We start from the raw sequence: 14,359 nt of genomic DNA on the forward strand, positions 1-14,359 counted from the left end.
TGGCTATGAGTCCTGAGCCTAGCCAACGGTTCTTTTATCCTCCATCTGTATCCATTTTCATGAAAATCTTTTGCTTCGAAAAACTTTTTTTGAGACTTGGATAAAAATTCTTTTAGATGAAGGATCAAACACTATAGCAGCAACAGAAAAAGCTAAAAATGACAATAGAGACGCAAGAAGAGACTGAATAATTGTCATTGGCACCAGAATTGATACCAAAGTGCATATCAGCATTAAACCAATCACCGGAAGCAGACGCTTTTGCTTATGATCAATACATCCACTGAGTAAAAAAAGAGCAATACAATTAATACTAACCCTTAAAGTCCAAGCAAGGGCTGCGCCCGCAAGACCCATCCATTGAATAAGTTGATATAGCACTGCAAAAAAAGGCAAAATCTCGATAAGACTGATCTTGGCAGTAATATTTGGACGCCCTTGTGCCTGAAGAAAATTGTATGGCAAGAAAGCGACACCATTAATCCAAGCCCCGAATAGCAGGATTTGTGCAACTGTTGCTGATTCAGCGGCGAAACGTGCTCCGATCCATAAATGTAAAAATGAACTACTAAACAAAATTGCCGGCCCCGAAATAATACCAAATCCGTAAGCAAGTGTTCCGGCCGTATTTTGTGTGATTTCCATAGCTTCAACACGCGATACGCGAGACATCCGAGGGAAAAGCGTACGCGCTAGAGCAGTCGCAACAATTTGTGACCGCATCGCTAAATTCATTGGAACTGAGTAATTGGCCACAGCTCCAGATCCCAGAATGGACCCAATAACAACCTGATTTGTCGTATCCAGTAAGGGATTGAGCAAATTTGATACGCTTACCCAAGAACCGTAGCCAAACAGTTTACGCAACCAGACACGATCAAAAACCATCACATGAAGTGGCCGCTCTATTTTCATAATCTGGTAAAAACTAGCTACAACATAAAACAAGCGAACAGCGACCAGAGCAGGAAGAACAACTAAAAGAGAAGGACTCCAAATAAACGCACTCGCCAATGGAACGACCTGCCCGCCAACATTGGAAAGGACATTCAATGTATTTGATAAAGCAAACCGTTCATGTGCCTCAATTGCTCCCTTCAGCACACTACCAATCATACCAAGAGGCAACATGGCGGCCATCCAAGGATAAGCTGCAATTACTTCAGATTTTAAATCATCTGGTATTTTAATAAAATCCGAAAAAATCACGTGTCCTACAAGCAGCATCGCAATACCACCAATAATACCAAGGGCAAGATTCGTATAAATAGCTGTCATAAGTACCCGTGACCTTGTAAATGTATCATCGGGCGGAAGCTTTGCTAGCGCATTTGAAGATGCACGAGACATACCAAAGTCAAGGAATTCAAAGTATCCCAAGAACACCCAGCATAATGTTACGATCCCATATCTTGGGAGACCTATTCCATGAATATACAATGGGACAACTGCGAGCGAAATTATTATAGGGACAACAGCTCCAATAATATTGAAGATAAAACCGGAAGATAAATTTCTTTTACTCATTATATTCTCCAAAATAAGATTTAAAATAGCTCTATGCAGTTTGTTTAAGAAAGAAATGGAATCCTGAAACTCCAACGATTAAATCTTTTATTGGAGAACTTTTTAAAAAAGAACTCCCTCCATACAACTTTTTCCAAGCCTTAGCTCTCTTGAAAAATGATCTATTGTAGTAAATATCAAGCCTATCTCTTATTTTATCTGACATTTTTTTATAAAAAAGATAAGATCGTTCGGCATTTTCTTTAAATGGAGAAGATGAATCTTGTGAAATTTCATAAAATATTTCTGACAATTTTTTGAAATACACCATTTTTTCTCGAAAACGCCACATAGAAATGTGGACACGATACAAGAACGTGGTAACTAGATTTTTTTTACTGAAACCATAGATGTTTTTTCCATGTTGACGATATAGTGCCAGTGGCTCCCTTATTTCAGAAATACGACCTAATCCTGAAGCAAGAGCATAAATCCATTTATCATGAGAAAGTGGGCGATCTGGATATTGTGGTTTGTAAGGGCGGTTTTTGTAGGAAAAACTCGTCAAAATTTCTCGTCTAAACATCATTGTATTTCCCCAAGCATTTCTGTTCGGGTCTAATGTTAGAGGCTCACAGACTTTATCCTCTTGAATCCCTTGCTTTAATTCTTCAATTGGATGTAGGTTTGCATCAGTTAACATATGCACATGCAAAGCTAGAACACTCCCATCCGCAATAATTCTATCTCTTTCTACTTTAATTTTATTTGGAAGCCAGACATCATCTTGATCGCAGAATGCTATCAGTTCGTGCGTGCAATGCGTGGCGCCATATAGGAAATTATTAGCGTAGCCAAGATTTTTGTCTTTTGTCAGAATTCGAACAGGAAAAGGTGCTGTAGAAGCAAACTCCCGAACAATATCCAGCGTTCGATCAGAAGAACCATCATCGCTTACGATAAGCTCTGCAGGGTAGACTGTTTGACGAGCAAGGCTATCAAGTTGCTCCAAGATATAACGCTCACCGTTATATGTTGCCATGACTACCGAGACCTGCATTGACTCTCCCCCGCTCGATACAACCGCAGTTTCACCTACATGAGAAGCCACGACATATATTCCAATCAAAAAAATATCGATAGATAACGACCTGTTATTCTATCTAGCCTGATAATTCAGCCAGGGCATAATCTGGCCTAACAGAGTCGTTTCAGAATCTTCCGCTTTTGATTCACCCTGATTGCCGACTGGGGCTGACACTCATAATCCAAGCATATTGTCTGATCTGCTATGTAACACCACAAGTGAAGTTTTCTCTGAGTCCGTTGAGAGCGGAACAACGTTCAAGTGATCGGAGTAAGCGCTACGACAGGATGGCAATCTTTGCTCCATCGGAACAAGACATGCCTCGACGGTCAACTCATGCTTTAGGCTAGAAGTCGCCGACCCGACCCGCTTCAACGAATGAAGCCTGAAGCAATATCTCTCTTAAAATCAGTATGCCTTGCTTCTAACCCCTCGTATCCAACTATCGATATGCTGTGAATGCCTTACAGACGCCTCAACTGCTTCAGGCTGGCCCAACTCCCACCATGTAGTGCAAACACATCATGCAGGGTGATCGCTAGAAAGCCACCCGCTCTCATCAGTTCACGTGCCAAAGGTTCGTCTAGTCCAATGACTTTTTCCGGCACAGAGCCCTCACCACAGAGACGAATCAGGATCAGTGCTGTCGCATGAACCTCCAGAGCACGTCGGAGAATATCAGCAGCTTCCCGTTGTGTCTCTCTACCCTGACTGGAGGTTCCACAGACCGCCTCATCTGCCAGAAGGCGATTTTTATTATCGAGAAAAAGCACACGCAATTGTCCCGGAACAGCCCCTTCCAGAGCTGTGTCGAAATATCCGAGAAGGGCCTCCCAGTTTCCCAGATGAGGACGCTCCCTCGCCTCCGCTCCTCCCAGACGCTGGGCGGCCAGTGAGGACAGTCTGAGAGCCGCAATACTGTCGCTGTTCATTCCGGCGTCTTTTAAGGCCGCGACTGGCGTGGAGAGGACACCTGCGAAAGAACCAAACTGATTGATCAACGCTTTCGCCTGCGGTTTCGTGTCACCACGCGGGATGCCAAAAAACAGCATCATTTCCAGAAGCTCATAATCCGCCAGAACCGATGCTCCGCGTGCAATCACCCGCTCGCGCATTCTCTTACGATGGCCATAAGGTCCCGTACTTGCAAACGGGAGAGTGCCATCGGAATGAGAGTTGTGAGCAGAGCCGGACATGGACGGATTCATGTCACTGAACGACATGAATGCCAAGTCAGCTCATCCCCGCTTGCATTCCTACAAGAGCAGAAGCCCATGCAGAAAAATGTGAATCAGTGCACAGCCGTCGGTTTCTCTCCGCTTTTCAATTTAGAAAGCAGAAAACAGAACGGAACAACGCAAAAAGCGACGATTCCAAAAATCATGAAGGCTTCATTGTAAGCCAGCATCGCGACCTGCTGACTAAAATCCGCAAACAAGTGGTGTGTCGCAAAGGCATTCGCCTGCGGCTGGTGATTATGATCGATAGCGACCTGTCGTCCGCGCGCCAGATAGTCATTGTAGGGCTGATGGAATGGCGTCATCCAGTGAACCATATCCGACTGATGGGCCTGCCGACGCTCAATGATCAGGGATGTTGCACCTGAAATACTCAGCGATCCCAGAAAATTTCGCACCATCGAAAACAGCGCCGAAGCATCCGCATTCATGGAGCGAGGCAAGGTCGCATAGGCAATGGTGGAAAGCGGAACAAACAGAAAGGCCAGACAGGCCGTCTGGCTCATGCGAAACAGCACCAGGTGCTTGAAATCAGTGGTAGGCAGGAGATGCGCTGACCAGAACAGGGCGCATCCCATCAACGCAAAACCAAGCGCGATTACCGAGCGTATCGGCATAAGCGTCATCAGTTTACCCACAATGGGAATCAGGATGATCACGGCAATACCGCCCGGCGACAGCACCAGCCCGGACAGCGTCGCGGTATAACCCATCACCTGCTGTGCGAACTGCGGCACAACGATAGCAGACGAATAAAGCAGGGCTCCCATTGCCCCCATCAGGAACGTCGCAACAGCAAAGTTGCGATCCCTGAAGACATTCAGATCCACAGCAGGACGTTTTGTTTTCAGCAGCCAGATAACAGCACCGATGATGCCGATCGCAGCCAGCGCCGCCATGATGCAGATGAAGGTCGAGCCGAACCAGTCATCATCCTCGCCACGATCGACCATAACCTCAAGACAGCCGAAACCGAGGGTAATCAGGCTGATGCCGATCACATCGAACGGTTCACGCCGCTTCTTTGCCCAAGGCGGATCTTCCACCAGAAACCCGACGGCGATCGTGGTGAGGATACCGAACGGCACATTGATGAAGAAAATCCAGCGCCATGAAAAATTGTCAGTAATCCAGCCGCCCAGTGTCGGGCCAAGCACAGGCCCGACCACAGCGGCAATGGCCGTCAGTCCAAAAGCCGCCGCCCGCTTCTCTGGTGGGAATACATCAAGAATGATCGACTGCTGGTTGGGCTGAAGGCCACCACCGAAGAAACCCTGCAACAGACGAAAGAGGATCAGTTCGCCCAGACTGGTGGAGATGCCGCACAGGAAGGATGTCACGGTGAACATCCCGATACAGACCATAAAGTAGAGCTTGCGACCGAACAGCTTTCCAAGCCAGCCGGAAATGGTCAGCACAATGCCATTGGCCACCAGATAGGAGGTCAGCGTCCAGGTGGCATCGTCATATGTACTGGAAAGACTGCCGGCGATATGCGGCAGGGACACGTTCACAATGGTCGTGTCGAGAATTTCCATGAACGCCGCCATGGTCACCACGAAAGCGACGAGCCACGGATTATATTTGGGCTTCCAGTTCTCGTCCTTTTTCTCGACGTCGCTGGAGGCCACGCTCATGGGTTGCCCTGCTCCAGCTCTTCATGACCGGGATCACGGTTCACGATATGCCCGTCAGCACTGCGCGCCGGAGCACTATCCGTATGCACGACCGGCACGACAGAAAGACCCAGCGCCAGCGGGATATCCGGGTTCAGTCCGCTGTCGATGCGGATCTTCACGGGCACACGCTGCACGATCTTCACATAGTTGCCGGTCGCGTTTTCAGGTGGGAAAGCACTGAAGGTCGCACCCGTTCCCTTCTGCAGCGAGTCGATATGACCGTGCAGATTATGGGAAGGATAGGCATCGACAGAGATGTCGACCAACTGTCCCGGCCGCATGCTGGTGATCTGCGTTTCCTTGTAATTCGCGATCACCCAGACTTCCGGCTCAACAATTGAGAAGAGGCTCTGTCCGGCCGTCACATAATTACCGCGCTCGATATTACGCTGTGAAATCCAGCCGTCATGAGGCGCACGGATTTCTGTCCAGCCCAGATTCAACTCAGCCTTGACCAGAGCCGCTTTTGCATTGGCCAGATCGGCTGTGTCTCCCGCAACCGCCGCCCGCACATTGCCAATATTCGGCTCGACCGGCGTCGCGATCACAACCTGTGCCTGAGCCTGCTGCACATGGGCTCTGGCCTGATCCAACGCAGCTTTGGAATAATCAATATCCTGCTGCGTTGTCGCCGCATGCTCGACCGAATGCTGACGACGATAATCAGTCAGCGCCTTGAACTCTTCCGCCTTTGCCGCAGAAAGCTCTGCCTGCGCCGCCGTCAGTCGTCCGGGGAAGTTTTTCTCCGCCACAGCCAGCATCATCTCGTGGGCGGTCATGCTGGCCTGACTCTGCTGAACACTGGCGACAGCACGGTCGCGTTCGGCCTGCCAGTCGCGGTTGTCGATGCGGGCCAGCAGATCTCCAGCATGGACGAACTGGTTATCGTCCACCAGCAGTTCGGTCACATAACCGGAGACGTGCGGCGCAATGGTAATGGAGCGTCCAGCCGTAAAAGCGTCATCCGTCTCGATTTCGAAGCGATGCAGGAACCAGTAAATGGCGCCACCCACAATGACCAGCAGGAGCACGAGAATAAGAATGACGCGGATAAGCGGATTCCGCTTTTTCTCCGGCTTCTTCTTTTCGCCCTGCGTGCTGTCCTGTGTCTGCTGTCCCTCGGCCATGCCGTCTCCGTCCGCCTGCTACCGGGCTTTTCAATGGTCAGCGCCGCTGCTGATGGTGCGCTGACCGATCGGTTCGGTCAGTTTCATCGCATGCCAGCGTCGCCCCATCAAGTCGGGAGCATGACACCACTGCTCCAGAAGCCTTCGAAATTAACGAAATAATGCCGCCGTCGCGCCCTTATAGACCGGGATCGCCCGGCAATGTTTCCCAGCCCAGACCGATAATCGCCGCACGACGTCGGCCCGCTCCATCCAGCCTGAGCACGATGACATTCTGCTCTTCCAACCATCCCAGAATACGGCGCGCCCGCCCGGTCGAGTGCGTCCCATAAACCTTGGCGATTGTCGTATCGGAAGGACAAACCGCCTGTTCCAACGCAGCGCGCGCCAGATAGAGAAACACACCCTGCATGTCTTCGGGCAGCGTGGAAGCAACAGCTTCCGCTTCCTGCCACTCGGCAGACTCGGCGGCTTCAACACTGATACCACTCCGGGCGGACGCAAGGGCGCGCCGGAAACTCTTCATATCCATCGCGTCACGGCCGAATCCGGCGATACGACACCGAACCAGAAAGTCCTGATAGAGCGAAGCGGGCGGACGGAACCCGCCATCGTCTTCCGCCAGCACATCCCGCAACACCGCTTCCATCTGTTGGCGACGCTCACGGGGATCGACACAATCCTCATCGTCTGAGGCATCTGTTTCGGCCAGAGCCGCACCGTGCGTGGCAAGCTGCGTCAGCAGGTCCGGCGGCGGCGGTGCGACAGGGCGCTTTGCACGCAGCATCACTTCGGCTTCCGGGAGCGGCGCGAGAATCAGATCGGCGACCTGTTCGGTCGGCGGCCTGAACGGCTCCAGCACGGGACCGGCGGAGCGGCTTTCCGTTTCAATATTCCCGATCCGGATAGTAACTGGACGACGACACAAAGCCGGACCGAGCGCCACGAATGTGCCACGCTGAAGATCACGGAACGCCTCCGCCTGTCGCCGCTCCATGCCGAGCAGATCGGCGGCGCGCGCCATGTCGATGTCGAGAAACGTGCGGCCCATCAGAAAATTGGACGCTTCAGCAGCGACGTTCTTGGCGAGTTTCGCCAGACGCTGCGTGGCGATCACTCCAGCCAGTCCGCGTTTACGCCCACGACACATCAGATTGGTCATGGCCCCCAGTGAGGCCCGTCTGGCTTCGTCCGAGACCTCACCCGCCGCCGCCGGTGCGAAAAGCTGGGCCTCATCCACCACGACCAGCACGGGATACCAGTGTGACCGGGGCACATCGAACATGCCGCCAAGAAAGGCCGCGGCCCGCTTCATCTGAAGATCGGCGTCCAGCCCTTCCAGATTGAGGACCACGGAAGCCCGATGCACCCGCATCCGCTCTCCCGCGGCCTGTAAAGCCATTTCCGTATGCTCAGCTGCATCGATCACGAGATGGCTGTACGCCTCGGCCAGACTGACGAAATCACCTTCCGGATCGATGATCGCCTGTTGCACGAGATTGCCTGTCTGCTCCAGCAGACGCCGCAGCAGGTGCGATTTTCCAGAGCCCGAATTGCCCTGCACAAGCAGGCGGGTTGCAAGCAGTTCAGCGAGATTCATCATTGCCGGACCGCCGCCGACAATCTCGCCCAATTCGATGGTGCTGGTCATGCCGCCCCGATACAGGCCCGACTCCTGTTCAGGCAACCGCTTCCCGCTCGGCAAGCCACGCCAGAACGCCCTGCCCCGCTGCCCGTCCCGTCGCCATGACTGCCTGCAACAGATAGCCCCCCGTAGGCGCTTCCCAGTCGAGCATTTCCCCACAGGCAAAAACACCCGGCAGCGCTTTCAGCATGAAGCGTCGGTCCACGCCGTCCCGACAGATGCCGCCCGCAGAAGAAATAGCGCGCTCCAGAGGCTCAGTGGCCGTCAACTTTATTGGAATGGCTTTCAGACGCTGTGCCAGTCGTTCAGGATCTGTCGGAATTTCCCCAGTTTCGCGGAGAAGACCCACTGCGACAGAGGGCAATTGCAGAGCTTTACGCAGGCGATTGGAAAGGCTTTCGCGTGCGCGGGACCGTTTCAGTCTTTCCGTCATCTGAGCCACATCAAAATCGGGTCGCAGGTCGAGCATGACTTCAGCCTTGCCATCACGCTCCAGAGCATCACGCAGGCGTGCCGACAAGGTGTAGACCGCGCCGCCTTCAAGCCCTTTATCGGTGATCACAGCTTCTCCCCGGCATGTTTCCCCGGCGAAGGACAGGGCTATCCGTTTCAGAGGAACGCCGGAAAATCTTTCCTTGAATCCCTCCGACCATTCAACATGAAAGCCGCAGTTAGCCGGGCGCAATGCTGCGACGGGAACGCCAGCAGCAGACAGGAGCGACACCCAACCTCCATCGGAACCCAGTCGTGTCCAGCTGCCACCGCCCAAAGCCAGCACTGTAGCGTCTGGCGTCAGGATTTCCTCGCGACCGTCCCGAGACATCAGAACGATATCGCCGTCGCTGTTCCAGCCCTGCCATCGCATTCCGGCCCGAAAACGCACGCCACGATCAGCCAGTCTGTTCAGCCAGGCGCGCAGCAACGGTGAGGCTTTCATCGTTTTCGGAAACATGCGGCCGGAACTACCCGTGAAGCAAGGCTGCCCCAAATCCTCCGCCCACGCTGTCATCATGGCGGGAGAGAAAGCGGACAGAGCGGGGGTCAGCCAATCCTCAGCTGCGCCATACCGTTTCAAAAAAGCGCTTTCCTGTTCCGCATTCGTCAGATTGAGGCCACTCCGGCCAGCCATCAACAATTTACGACCGAAGCTTGGCATATGATCCACGAGAGTCACCTCGCAACGGCCCTCCGTCAGGGTTTCCGCAGCTGCCAATCCGGCAGGACCACCACCGATCACCAGCACCTGTGGTCTGCTTTGCTCTGTCATGGTGATGGGCTCCCCTGCTCGTCAGCGTCTTGAGGCTTCCTATCCGCAAATCATCGGACAAGGATAGAGGCTGGATGCTCAGACCAATGCAGGTTGAAGGGAACGCTATTATGTCACCGGCGTCCGTTGTGTCCCGGCTGGCTGTTTCAGACGCCACACATACGCAATGATAGCTGCGACTGCCTGAAAATATTCGTATGGAATTTCGGTATCTTCCGGAAGCTTATACAAGGAACGAGCCAGAGGCGGATTTGAAACAACCGGCACCTTCGCTTCGTAAGCAAACTCTCTGATCCGTCCGGCCAGTTCATCAGCGCCTTTCGCCACGATCTTTGGCGCGCCACTCGTGCCGACTTCGTAGGACAAGGCGACGGCGTAATGGGTCGGGTTCGTGACAACCACTGTTGCTGACTGTACCGCTTTCCTGATCAGCTTCCGGTTGCGCTGCATACGCAACTGTTTCTGACGTCCTTTGACATGAGGATCGCCTTCGGAATCCTTCATCTCATCCTTGATGTCCTGTCGGCTCATCTTCAGATCCTGAAGTCTTTTGTAGCGTGTCCATCCTTCATCGAGAACGATGATCGCCACCTGAACAACAAGAACAGAAATCAGGACTCTGAGCGTAATCTTGCTTATCTGAGCTGAAAAGGTTTCAGCGGACCAGAACATTGTTCTCGGCGCCAGAACAAGAACATCCTTCACCACGCCGTAGAGAATAAGAGAAAAGACCACGACTTTTAGAATGGATTTCAAAGCCTCAATGAGACTTGTAATGCCGAACATCTTCTTGATCCCTTTTAGGGGATTCAATCTTGTAATATCGGGTATCAGGGCTTCCGGACGAAACAGAAAACCTGACTGCATCGCGGCTGTTGCAATTCCACCTGCCACAGCCGCAACGATGACAGGAAAGGCCAGCATCATCAGCATCTTGCAGCTCATTTCCAGAAGAAAGGCTACCGTTGCAGGATTGAGATGGATTTCATCAACATGGTCACAGAGACCAGCCATCTGAGAGATGAAACTTCTCGCACTGACAGGAACGACCATGACCAGAGCGATGGTTGCCAACCCCAGACCAGAAAAAATATGCAGCTCTCTCGACTGGGCAATATTACCCTGCTCGCGGGCTTTCTCTAGTTTTCTGCCTGTTGGGGCTTCTGTATTATCTCCATTACCGGATTCTGCCATTTACGTTAAATCCGACATGAAAAAAATTCTGTATTCAATGGACCAATCCGTATCCAGGCAACTGGACCAGACCAGCAGATGCCGCATGCGTCCAGACCGACAGCATGCCCTTGAGCAGCAAGGCCAGCAGAAATATGCCTCCCAGCAACTGGGCGGGCATTGCAAGATTGTAAACCTGTAGGCCCGGTGAGAAACGACTCAGAAGACCCAGCATGATCGGCCAGATTGTGCCGATCAGAACAACGGGCATTGCCAGCTGGAACGCCAGAAAAAAGGAATACTCTGTTGCTTTTGCAACAGATTTGGCAGCATCGCCAAGAAATGGAAAATGTCCGGGCGGAAAGATCTGATAACTTCCCACGAGCGCATTCAATGGAAAAACATAGAGACTGGAAGAAAAAACAATCAGTGTGATCGACAACTGCGCCAGATGACTGAGCGGCGTGCTTTGGGCACCCAATTCCGGATCTGGCTGCAATACGTTCGATATACCAATGAATGTTGACATGATCTGAATGGAGATTGGAAAAGACAGCATCATCAGTTGCGCGAGCCATCCGATCAAAGCTCCACTGAGGAAATCGGAACAAAGCAACGCGAGAAGCCGTGCCGGCACCATAACGTCATCCGAGATAGCGGAAGCAAATTGCGGCTGCACAAGCGGAAACAGAAGAAGACTGACCCCGATCGCCATTGCGGCTCTGACTGTCATCGGTGTGGACTGAAACATGAATGCCGGAAAAGCGACAAACATCGCAGCCACTCGCGCAAGAATGGCAATAAAAATCACGGCCTGCGTAGGCAGGGTCGCAATAAACTGATCCAGATCAGGGTTCAAGACGCCCCTGCAACAATCAACTGATCAAAAACATGCCGTGTGTAAGTAACGAGAGTTCCATACATAAAAGGCCCTCCCACCAACAATGCCGCCATGGAGGCCAGAAATTTTGGCAGGAACGCCAATGTTGATTCATTGATCTGCGTTACTGCCTGAAAAATAGACACAAGCAGTCCCGCCGCCATGGAAGCCAGCAACGCAGGGGCACCAACTTTTACAGCAACAAAAAGTGTTTCTCGCAATACGGAGGCTACATCGACTGAATTCATTTAATAAAATCCTGTTAAATATTTAAATCGTCATGCGCATGATATCCTGATAGGATTGAATAACTTTATCACGCACAACAGAGGCGGTTTGCAGTACCATTTGAGCCTGCGATACCGAGGTGACAATATCGGTCAGATTGCCGTGTCCCGTCAGCCCCGAAGCGGCCTTCAGTTCAGCTTCCTTGTTGCTGGAAACAGCCCCTTCTATTGCCGTTTCCAGAACATCGCCAAAATTCTGTCCATTCGATGCGCCGGATACAAGACCATCAGCATCATCGGCTGGCAGCCCTGTTTCCAGAGATGATTGGGTTTTGGCATAGGCTGCAGCAGCAGTAGAGTTATTTGCTGTCGAAGATATTATCATTTCAGAAGATCTATTGTTCGAGTGACCATTGTGCGGGTTGTCTGAAACGTATTCAGATTTGCTTCGTAAGATCTCTGGGCTTCATGCGAGTCAACAACCTCAACCATGGTGTTAACGTTGGGCATTTTGACATAACCCCTTGTATCGGCAGCTGGATTTGTCGGATCATAGCGCATTTCAAAATCGGACATATCATGCCCGACCTTTTTTGTTTTTACCTTTGAAACCCCAGTATTCTTATCAAGAACGTTTTCAAATGAAATGGTTTTTCTGCGGTAAGGATCAGCCCCCGGCGTGGAACCGACAGTGTCCTTGTTGGCAATATTCTCTGCCACCACACGCAATCTTTCTGACTGCGCCTCCATTCCCGCTGCAGAGATAGATAATGTCGAATTAATATCCACTCGCCAATCTCTCCTTATTTACCCAGAACGGAATTGAGCATGCTCCGATAACTTGAATAGACATTGGTCGCGAGCCTCTGCTGGTCCGACGTTTCAGCAACAAGCTGTATCTGAGTCTCAAGAGAGACTCGATTTCCATCAAGTGACTGCGTGCTGGAAGCTTCATTCGACTTCTGGTTTACATTTCTTTTGCCAGCAATATGCCGCTCTGAAGTCGTGGCAAGCTCACCACCGAACTGTGACAGCATACTTTCAAAAGGCGCCATGTCTTTTGCGGCATAGTTCGGCGTATCTGCATTCGCGATATTGGATGCCAGCACCTGCTCACGATTATCCAGCCAGTCCAGACGTCTCTGGGCGAGACCAAAGAGATCCCCCCCACCCGCAGCGGGACGTGAAGCATCAAACATGCACAAATTCCTGTATCATGTGGGTGGGACGTTGCAGCATTAGAAACTTCCGCATCTATCGGACAGAAAAACTGCAATATCGTTAATATCCCACCTAAATGGACCATTCGTTTACACAGAAAGAAAATGACCTTCTGTAAAGGAATGATTCACCTTTAGGGCCCAAATCAGACACTTCCGGAACCAGGACTACGGAACGTTATCTATATGGGATTCTACGATACACTCTCTGTGATGCTGGCTCTCATTGCCGTGCTCGCCATGATTCTGCTCAGCCGAAATGGCTGGAAGATTGCAGCACGCTTTAGTGGAAACCGTCGCAGTTCGGGGACTCTCTCCATGGAGGCCTCACTGGTTCTGGACACAAGAAGACGGCTGAGCGTGGTCACATGGGAAGGGCAACGTTTTCTTCTTCTGACAGGCGGCCCCAATGACCTCGTCGTCAGCGGAACCTACCCATTGGCCAGCATGGAAGAGAACAAAGCATGATGGGAGTTCACCGCCGCTCGCTTACCCGCAGCAATACCCTTCTGGCGTTTCTTTCTCTTGCTGGCGTTGCTCTGCTGAGTGGTCTGCTTCTGGCGTTCTGGCCCAGCGCAGCCCATGCTCAGGCCATCAGCCTTGATCTGGGCCAGAAAGCCGGACCCGGCACAACTGGGCGTCTCGTTCAGCTTTCCGCCCTGATCACTGTCATCTCTCTGGCACCCAGCCTGCTGGTGATGGTGACTGCCTTTACGCGAATCATCATTGTTCTGTCGCTGTTGCGAGGCGCAATAGGAGCGCAGGGCACACCGCCCAATACGGTTTTGATCGGGCTGGCTCTTTTTCTCACTTTTTTTGTCATGCAGCCCGTGTTCGAGCAGTCATGGAACGATGGTATTTCGCCTCTCGTCAACGGAACCATCAGTGAAATGGATGGCATCAAGGCGACAGCTGAACCCTTCCGGACCTTCATGCTGCACAACACCCGCCCCACTGATCTGGCTACATTTTCAGGTCTCGCTCACGTGGAGCCACCGAAAACTGCTGCCGACACCCCATGGCGCATCCTGATGCCTGCCTTCATGGTGGGAGAACTGCGCAGAGGCTTTGAAATGGGGTTTCTGCTCTATCTGCCATTTCTCGTGATTGATCTGGTCGTCTCAACCGTTCTCATGAGTCTGGGCATGATGATGCTGCCACCGACAACCATTTCACTCCCGTTCAAACTCATCTTCTTCGTGATGGTTGATGGCTGGCAACTAACGGCTGGCAGTCTGGTAAGAAGTTTCGGTGGGTGATGAGCTGACCGGCTTTCACCAAGACGCTGCATGTTGCGGATAACTCTGCAA

General features: G+C 51.8%; 15 protein-coding genes. 2 read left to right on the top strand and 13 right to left on the bottom strand.

The genetic code is table 11. From position 1 onward, the window contains the following. Nucleotides 1-57 precede the first annotated feature (57 nt). The 13 genes from B3759_RS08610 to B3759_RS08670 all read right to left on the bottom strand — a co-directional run bounded on the left by B3759_RS08610 (nucleotide 58) and on the right by B3759_RS08670 (nucleotide 13,028). Complete coding sequence (locus tag B3759_RS08610) at nucleotides 58-1,527, bottom strand: flippase (protein ID WP_291365551.1); 1,470 nt, start codon at nucleotides 1,525-1,527, stop codon at nucleotides 58-60. A gap of 31 nt (nucleotides 1,528-1,558) precedes the next feature. Then, nucleotides 1,559-2,566 carry a glycosyltransferase family 2 protein gene (locus B3759_RS08615; RefSeq protein WP_291365552.1) on the bottom strand — a complete coding sequence of 336 codons (1,008 nt, stop codon included), beginning with the start codon at nucleotides 2,564-2,566 and terminating at the stop codon, nucleotides 1,559-1,561. Between the two features lie 491 nt (nucleotides 2,567-3,057). Continuing rightward, nucleotides 3,058-3,789 carry a JAB domain-containing protein gene (locus B3759_RS08620; protein ID WP_291365553.1) on the bottom strand — a complete coding sequence of 244 codons (732 nt, stop codon included), beginning with the start codon at nucleotides 3,787-3,789 and terminating at the stop codon, nucleotides 3,058-3,060. A 95-nt stretch (nucleotides 3,790-3,884) separates the two neighbouring features. After that, nucleotides 3,885-5,468, bottom strand: a complete 1,584-nt coding sequence (locus B3759_RS08625) for a DHA2 family efflux MFS transporter permease subunit (RefSeq protein WP_291365554.1) — start codon at nucleotides 5,466-5,468, stop codon at nucleotides 3,885-3,887. Continuing rightward, nucleotides 5,465-6,637, bottom strand: coding sequence for an HlyD family secretion protein (locus tag B3759_RS08630; protein WP_291365555.1), 1,173 nt, complete (start codon nucleotides 6,635-6,637; stop codon nucleotides 5,465-5,467). Before B3759_RS08630 ends, B3759_RS08625 begins: the two co-directional genes overlap by 4 nt. A gap of 178 nt (nucleotides 6,638-6,815) precedes the next feature. Further along, nucleotides 6,816-8,288, bottom strand: coding sequence for an ATP-binding protein (locus B3759_RS08635; RefSeq protein WP_291365652.1), 1,473 nt, complete (start codon nucleotides 8,286-8,288; stop codon nucleotides 6,816-6,818). Between the two features lie 28 nt (nucleotides 8,289-8,316). Further along, nucleotides 8,317-9,549: a TIGR03862 family flavoprotein gene (locus B3759_RS08640; RefSeq protein WP_291365556.1), complete on the bottom strand. Its 1,233-nt coding sequence runs from the start codon at nucleotides 9,547-9,549 to the stop codon at nucleotides 8,317-8,319. Between the two features lie 108 nt (nucleotides 9,550-9,657). After that, a complete protein-coding gene (locus B3759_RS08645; RefSeq protein WP_291365557.1) occupies nucleotides 9,658-10,743 on the bottom strand; it encodes an EscU/YscU/HrcU family type III secretion system export apparatus switch protein in 1,086 nt (361 codons plus the stop codon). A 34-nt stretch (nucleotides 10,744-10,777) separates the two neighbouring features. Continuing rightward, nucleotides 10,778-11,581, bottom strand: a complete 804-nt coding sequence (locus B3759_RS08650) for a flagellar biosynthetic protein FliR (RefSeq protein ID WP_291365558.1) — start codon at nucleotides 11,579-11,581, stop codon at nucleotides 10,778-10,780. Next, nucleotides 11,578-11,850 carry a flagellar biosynthetic protein FliQ gene (locus B3759_RS08655; RefSeq protein ID WP_010668844.1) on the bottom strand — a complete coding sequence of 91 codons (273 nt, stop codon included), beginning with the start codon at nucleotides 11,848-11,850 and terminating at the stop codon, nucleotides 11,578-11,580. Before B3759_RS08655 ends, B3759_RS08650 begins: the two co-directional genes overlap by 4 nt. Nucleotides 11,851-11,872: 22 nt before the next feature. Continuing rightward, entirely contained in the window at nucleotides 11,873-12,214 is a 342-nt protein-coding gene (locus B3759_RS08660) for a flagellar hook-basal body complex protein FliE (RefSeq protein WP_291365559.1), read from the bottom strand. Then, the gene (gene flgC / locus B3759_RS08665) at nucleotides 12,211-12,579 is read right to left on the bottom strand and encodes a flagellar basal body rod protein FlgC (RefSeq protein WP_408736473.1); all 369 of its coding nucleotides are present in this window, start codon (nucleotides 12,577-12,579) and stop codon (nucleotides 12,211-12,213) included. The genes B3759_RS08660 and flgC overlap by 4 nt, the downstream gene beginning before the upstream one ends. 53 nt (nucleotides 12,580-12,632) lie before the next feature. Beyond that, nucleotides 12,633-13,028, bottom strand: a complete 396-nt coding sequence (locus B3759_RS08670) for a flagellar basal body rod protein FlgB (RefSeq protein WP_291365560.1) — start codon at nucleotides 13,026-13,028, stop codon at nucleotides 12,633-12,635. Nucleotides 13,029-13,235: 207 nt separating this feature from the next. Between B3759_RS08670 and B3759_RS08675 the strand changes: the two genes are divergently transcribed. Continuing rightward, the gene (locus B3759_RS08675; protein WP_291365561.1) at nucleotides 13,236-13,517 is read left to right on the top strand and encodes a flagellar biosynthetic protein FliO; all 282 of its coding nucleotides are present in this window, start codon (nucleotides 13,236-13,238) and stop codon (nucleotides 13,515-13,517) included. Further along, a complete protein-coding gene (fliP, locus tag B3759_RS08680; RefSeq protein ID WP_291365562.1) occupies nucleotides 13,514-14,308 on the top strand; it encodes a flagellar type III secretion system pore protein FliP in 795 nt (264 codons plus the stop codon). The genes B3759_RS08675 and fliP overlap by 4 nt, the downstream gene beginning before the upstream one ends. Nucleotides 14,309-14,359: the final 51 nt, after the last annotated feature.

Origin of the sequence: Acetobacter sp. UBA5411 (genome assembly GCF_002409645.1) — a bacterium.
Classification (GTDB): Bacteria; Pseudomonadota; Alphaproteobacteria; order Acetobacterales; family Acetobacteraceae; genus Acetobacter.

Coding starts and splice junctions, on each gene's coding strand:
- B3759_RS08610 (WP_291365551.1), bottom strand. CDS start 1,527: ATGAGTAAAAGAAATTTATCTTCCGGTTTTATCTTCAATATTATTGGA.
- B3759_RS08615 (WP_291365552.1), bottom strand. CDS start 2,566: ATGCAGGTCTCGGTAGTCATGGCAACATATAACGGTGAGCGTTATATC.
- B3759_RS08620 (WP_291365553.1), bottom strand. CDS start 3,789: ATGTCCGGCTCTGCTCACAACTCTCATTCCGATGGCACTCTCCCGTTT.
- B3759_RS08625 (WP_291365554.1), bottom strand. CDS start 5,468: ATGAGCGTGGCCTCCAGCGACGTCGAGAAAAAGGACGAGAACTGGAAG.
- B3759_RS08630 (WP_291365555.1), bottom strand. CDS start 6,637: ATGGCCGAGGGACAGCAGACACAGGACAGCACGCAGGGCGAAAAGAAG.
- B3759_RS08635 (WP_291365652.1), bottom strand. CDS start 8,288: ATGACCAGCACCATCGAATTGGGCGAGATTGTCGGCGGCGGTCCGGCA.
- B3759_RS08640 (WP_291365556.1), bottom strand. CDS start 9,549: ATGACAGAGCAAAGCAGACCACAGGTGCTGGTGATCGGTGGTGGTCCT.
- B3759_RS08645 (WP_291365557.1), bottom strand. CDS start 10,743: ATGGCAGAATCCGGTAATGGAGATAATACAGAAGCCCCAACAGGCAGA.
- B3759_RS08655 (WP_010668844.1), bottom strand. CDS start 11,850: ATGAATTCAGTCGATGTAGCCTCCGTATTGCGAGAAACACTTTTTGTT.
- B3759_RS08660 (WP_291365559.1), bottom strand. CDS start 12,214: ATGATAATATCTTCGACAGCAAATAACTCTACTGCTGCTGCAGCCTAT.
- flgC (WP_408736473.1), bottom strand. CDS start 12,579: ATGGAGGCGCAGTCAGAAAGATTGCGTGTGGTGGCAGAGAATATTGCC.
- B3759_RS08670 (WP_291365560.1), bottom strand. CDS start 13,028: ATGTTTGATGCTTCACGTCCCGCTGCGGGTGGGGGGGATCTCTTTGGT.
- B3759_RS08675 (WP_291365561.1), top strand. CDS start 13,236: ATGGGATTCTACGATACACTCTCTGTGATGCTGGCTCTCATTGCCGTG.
- fliP (WP_291365562.1), top strand. CDS start 13,514: ATGATGGGAGTTCACCGCCGCTCGCTTACCCGCAGCAATACCCTTCTG.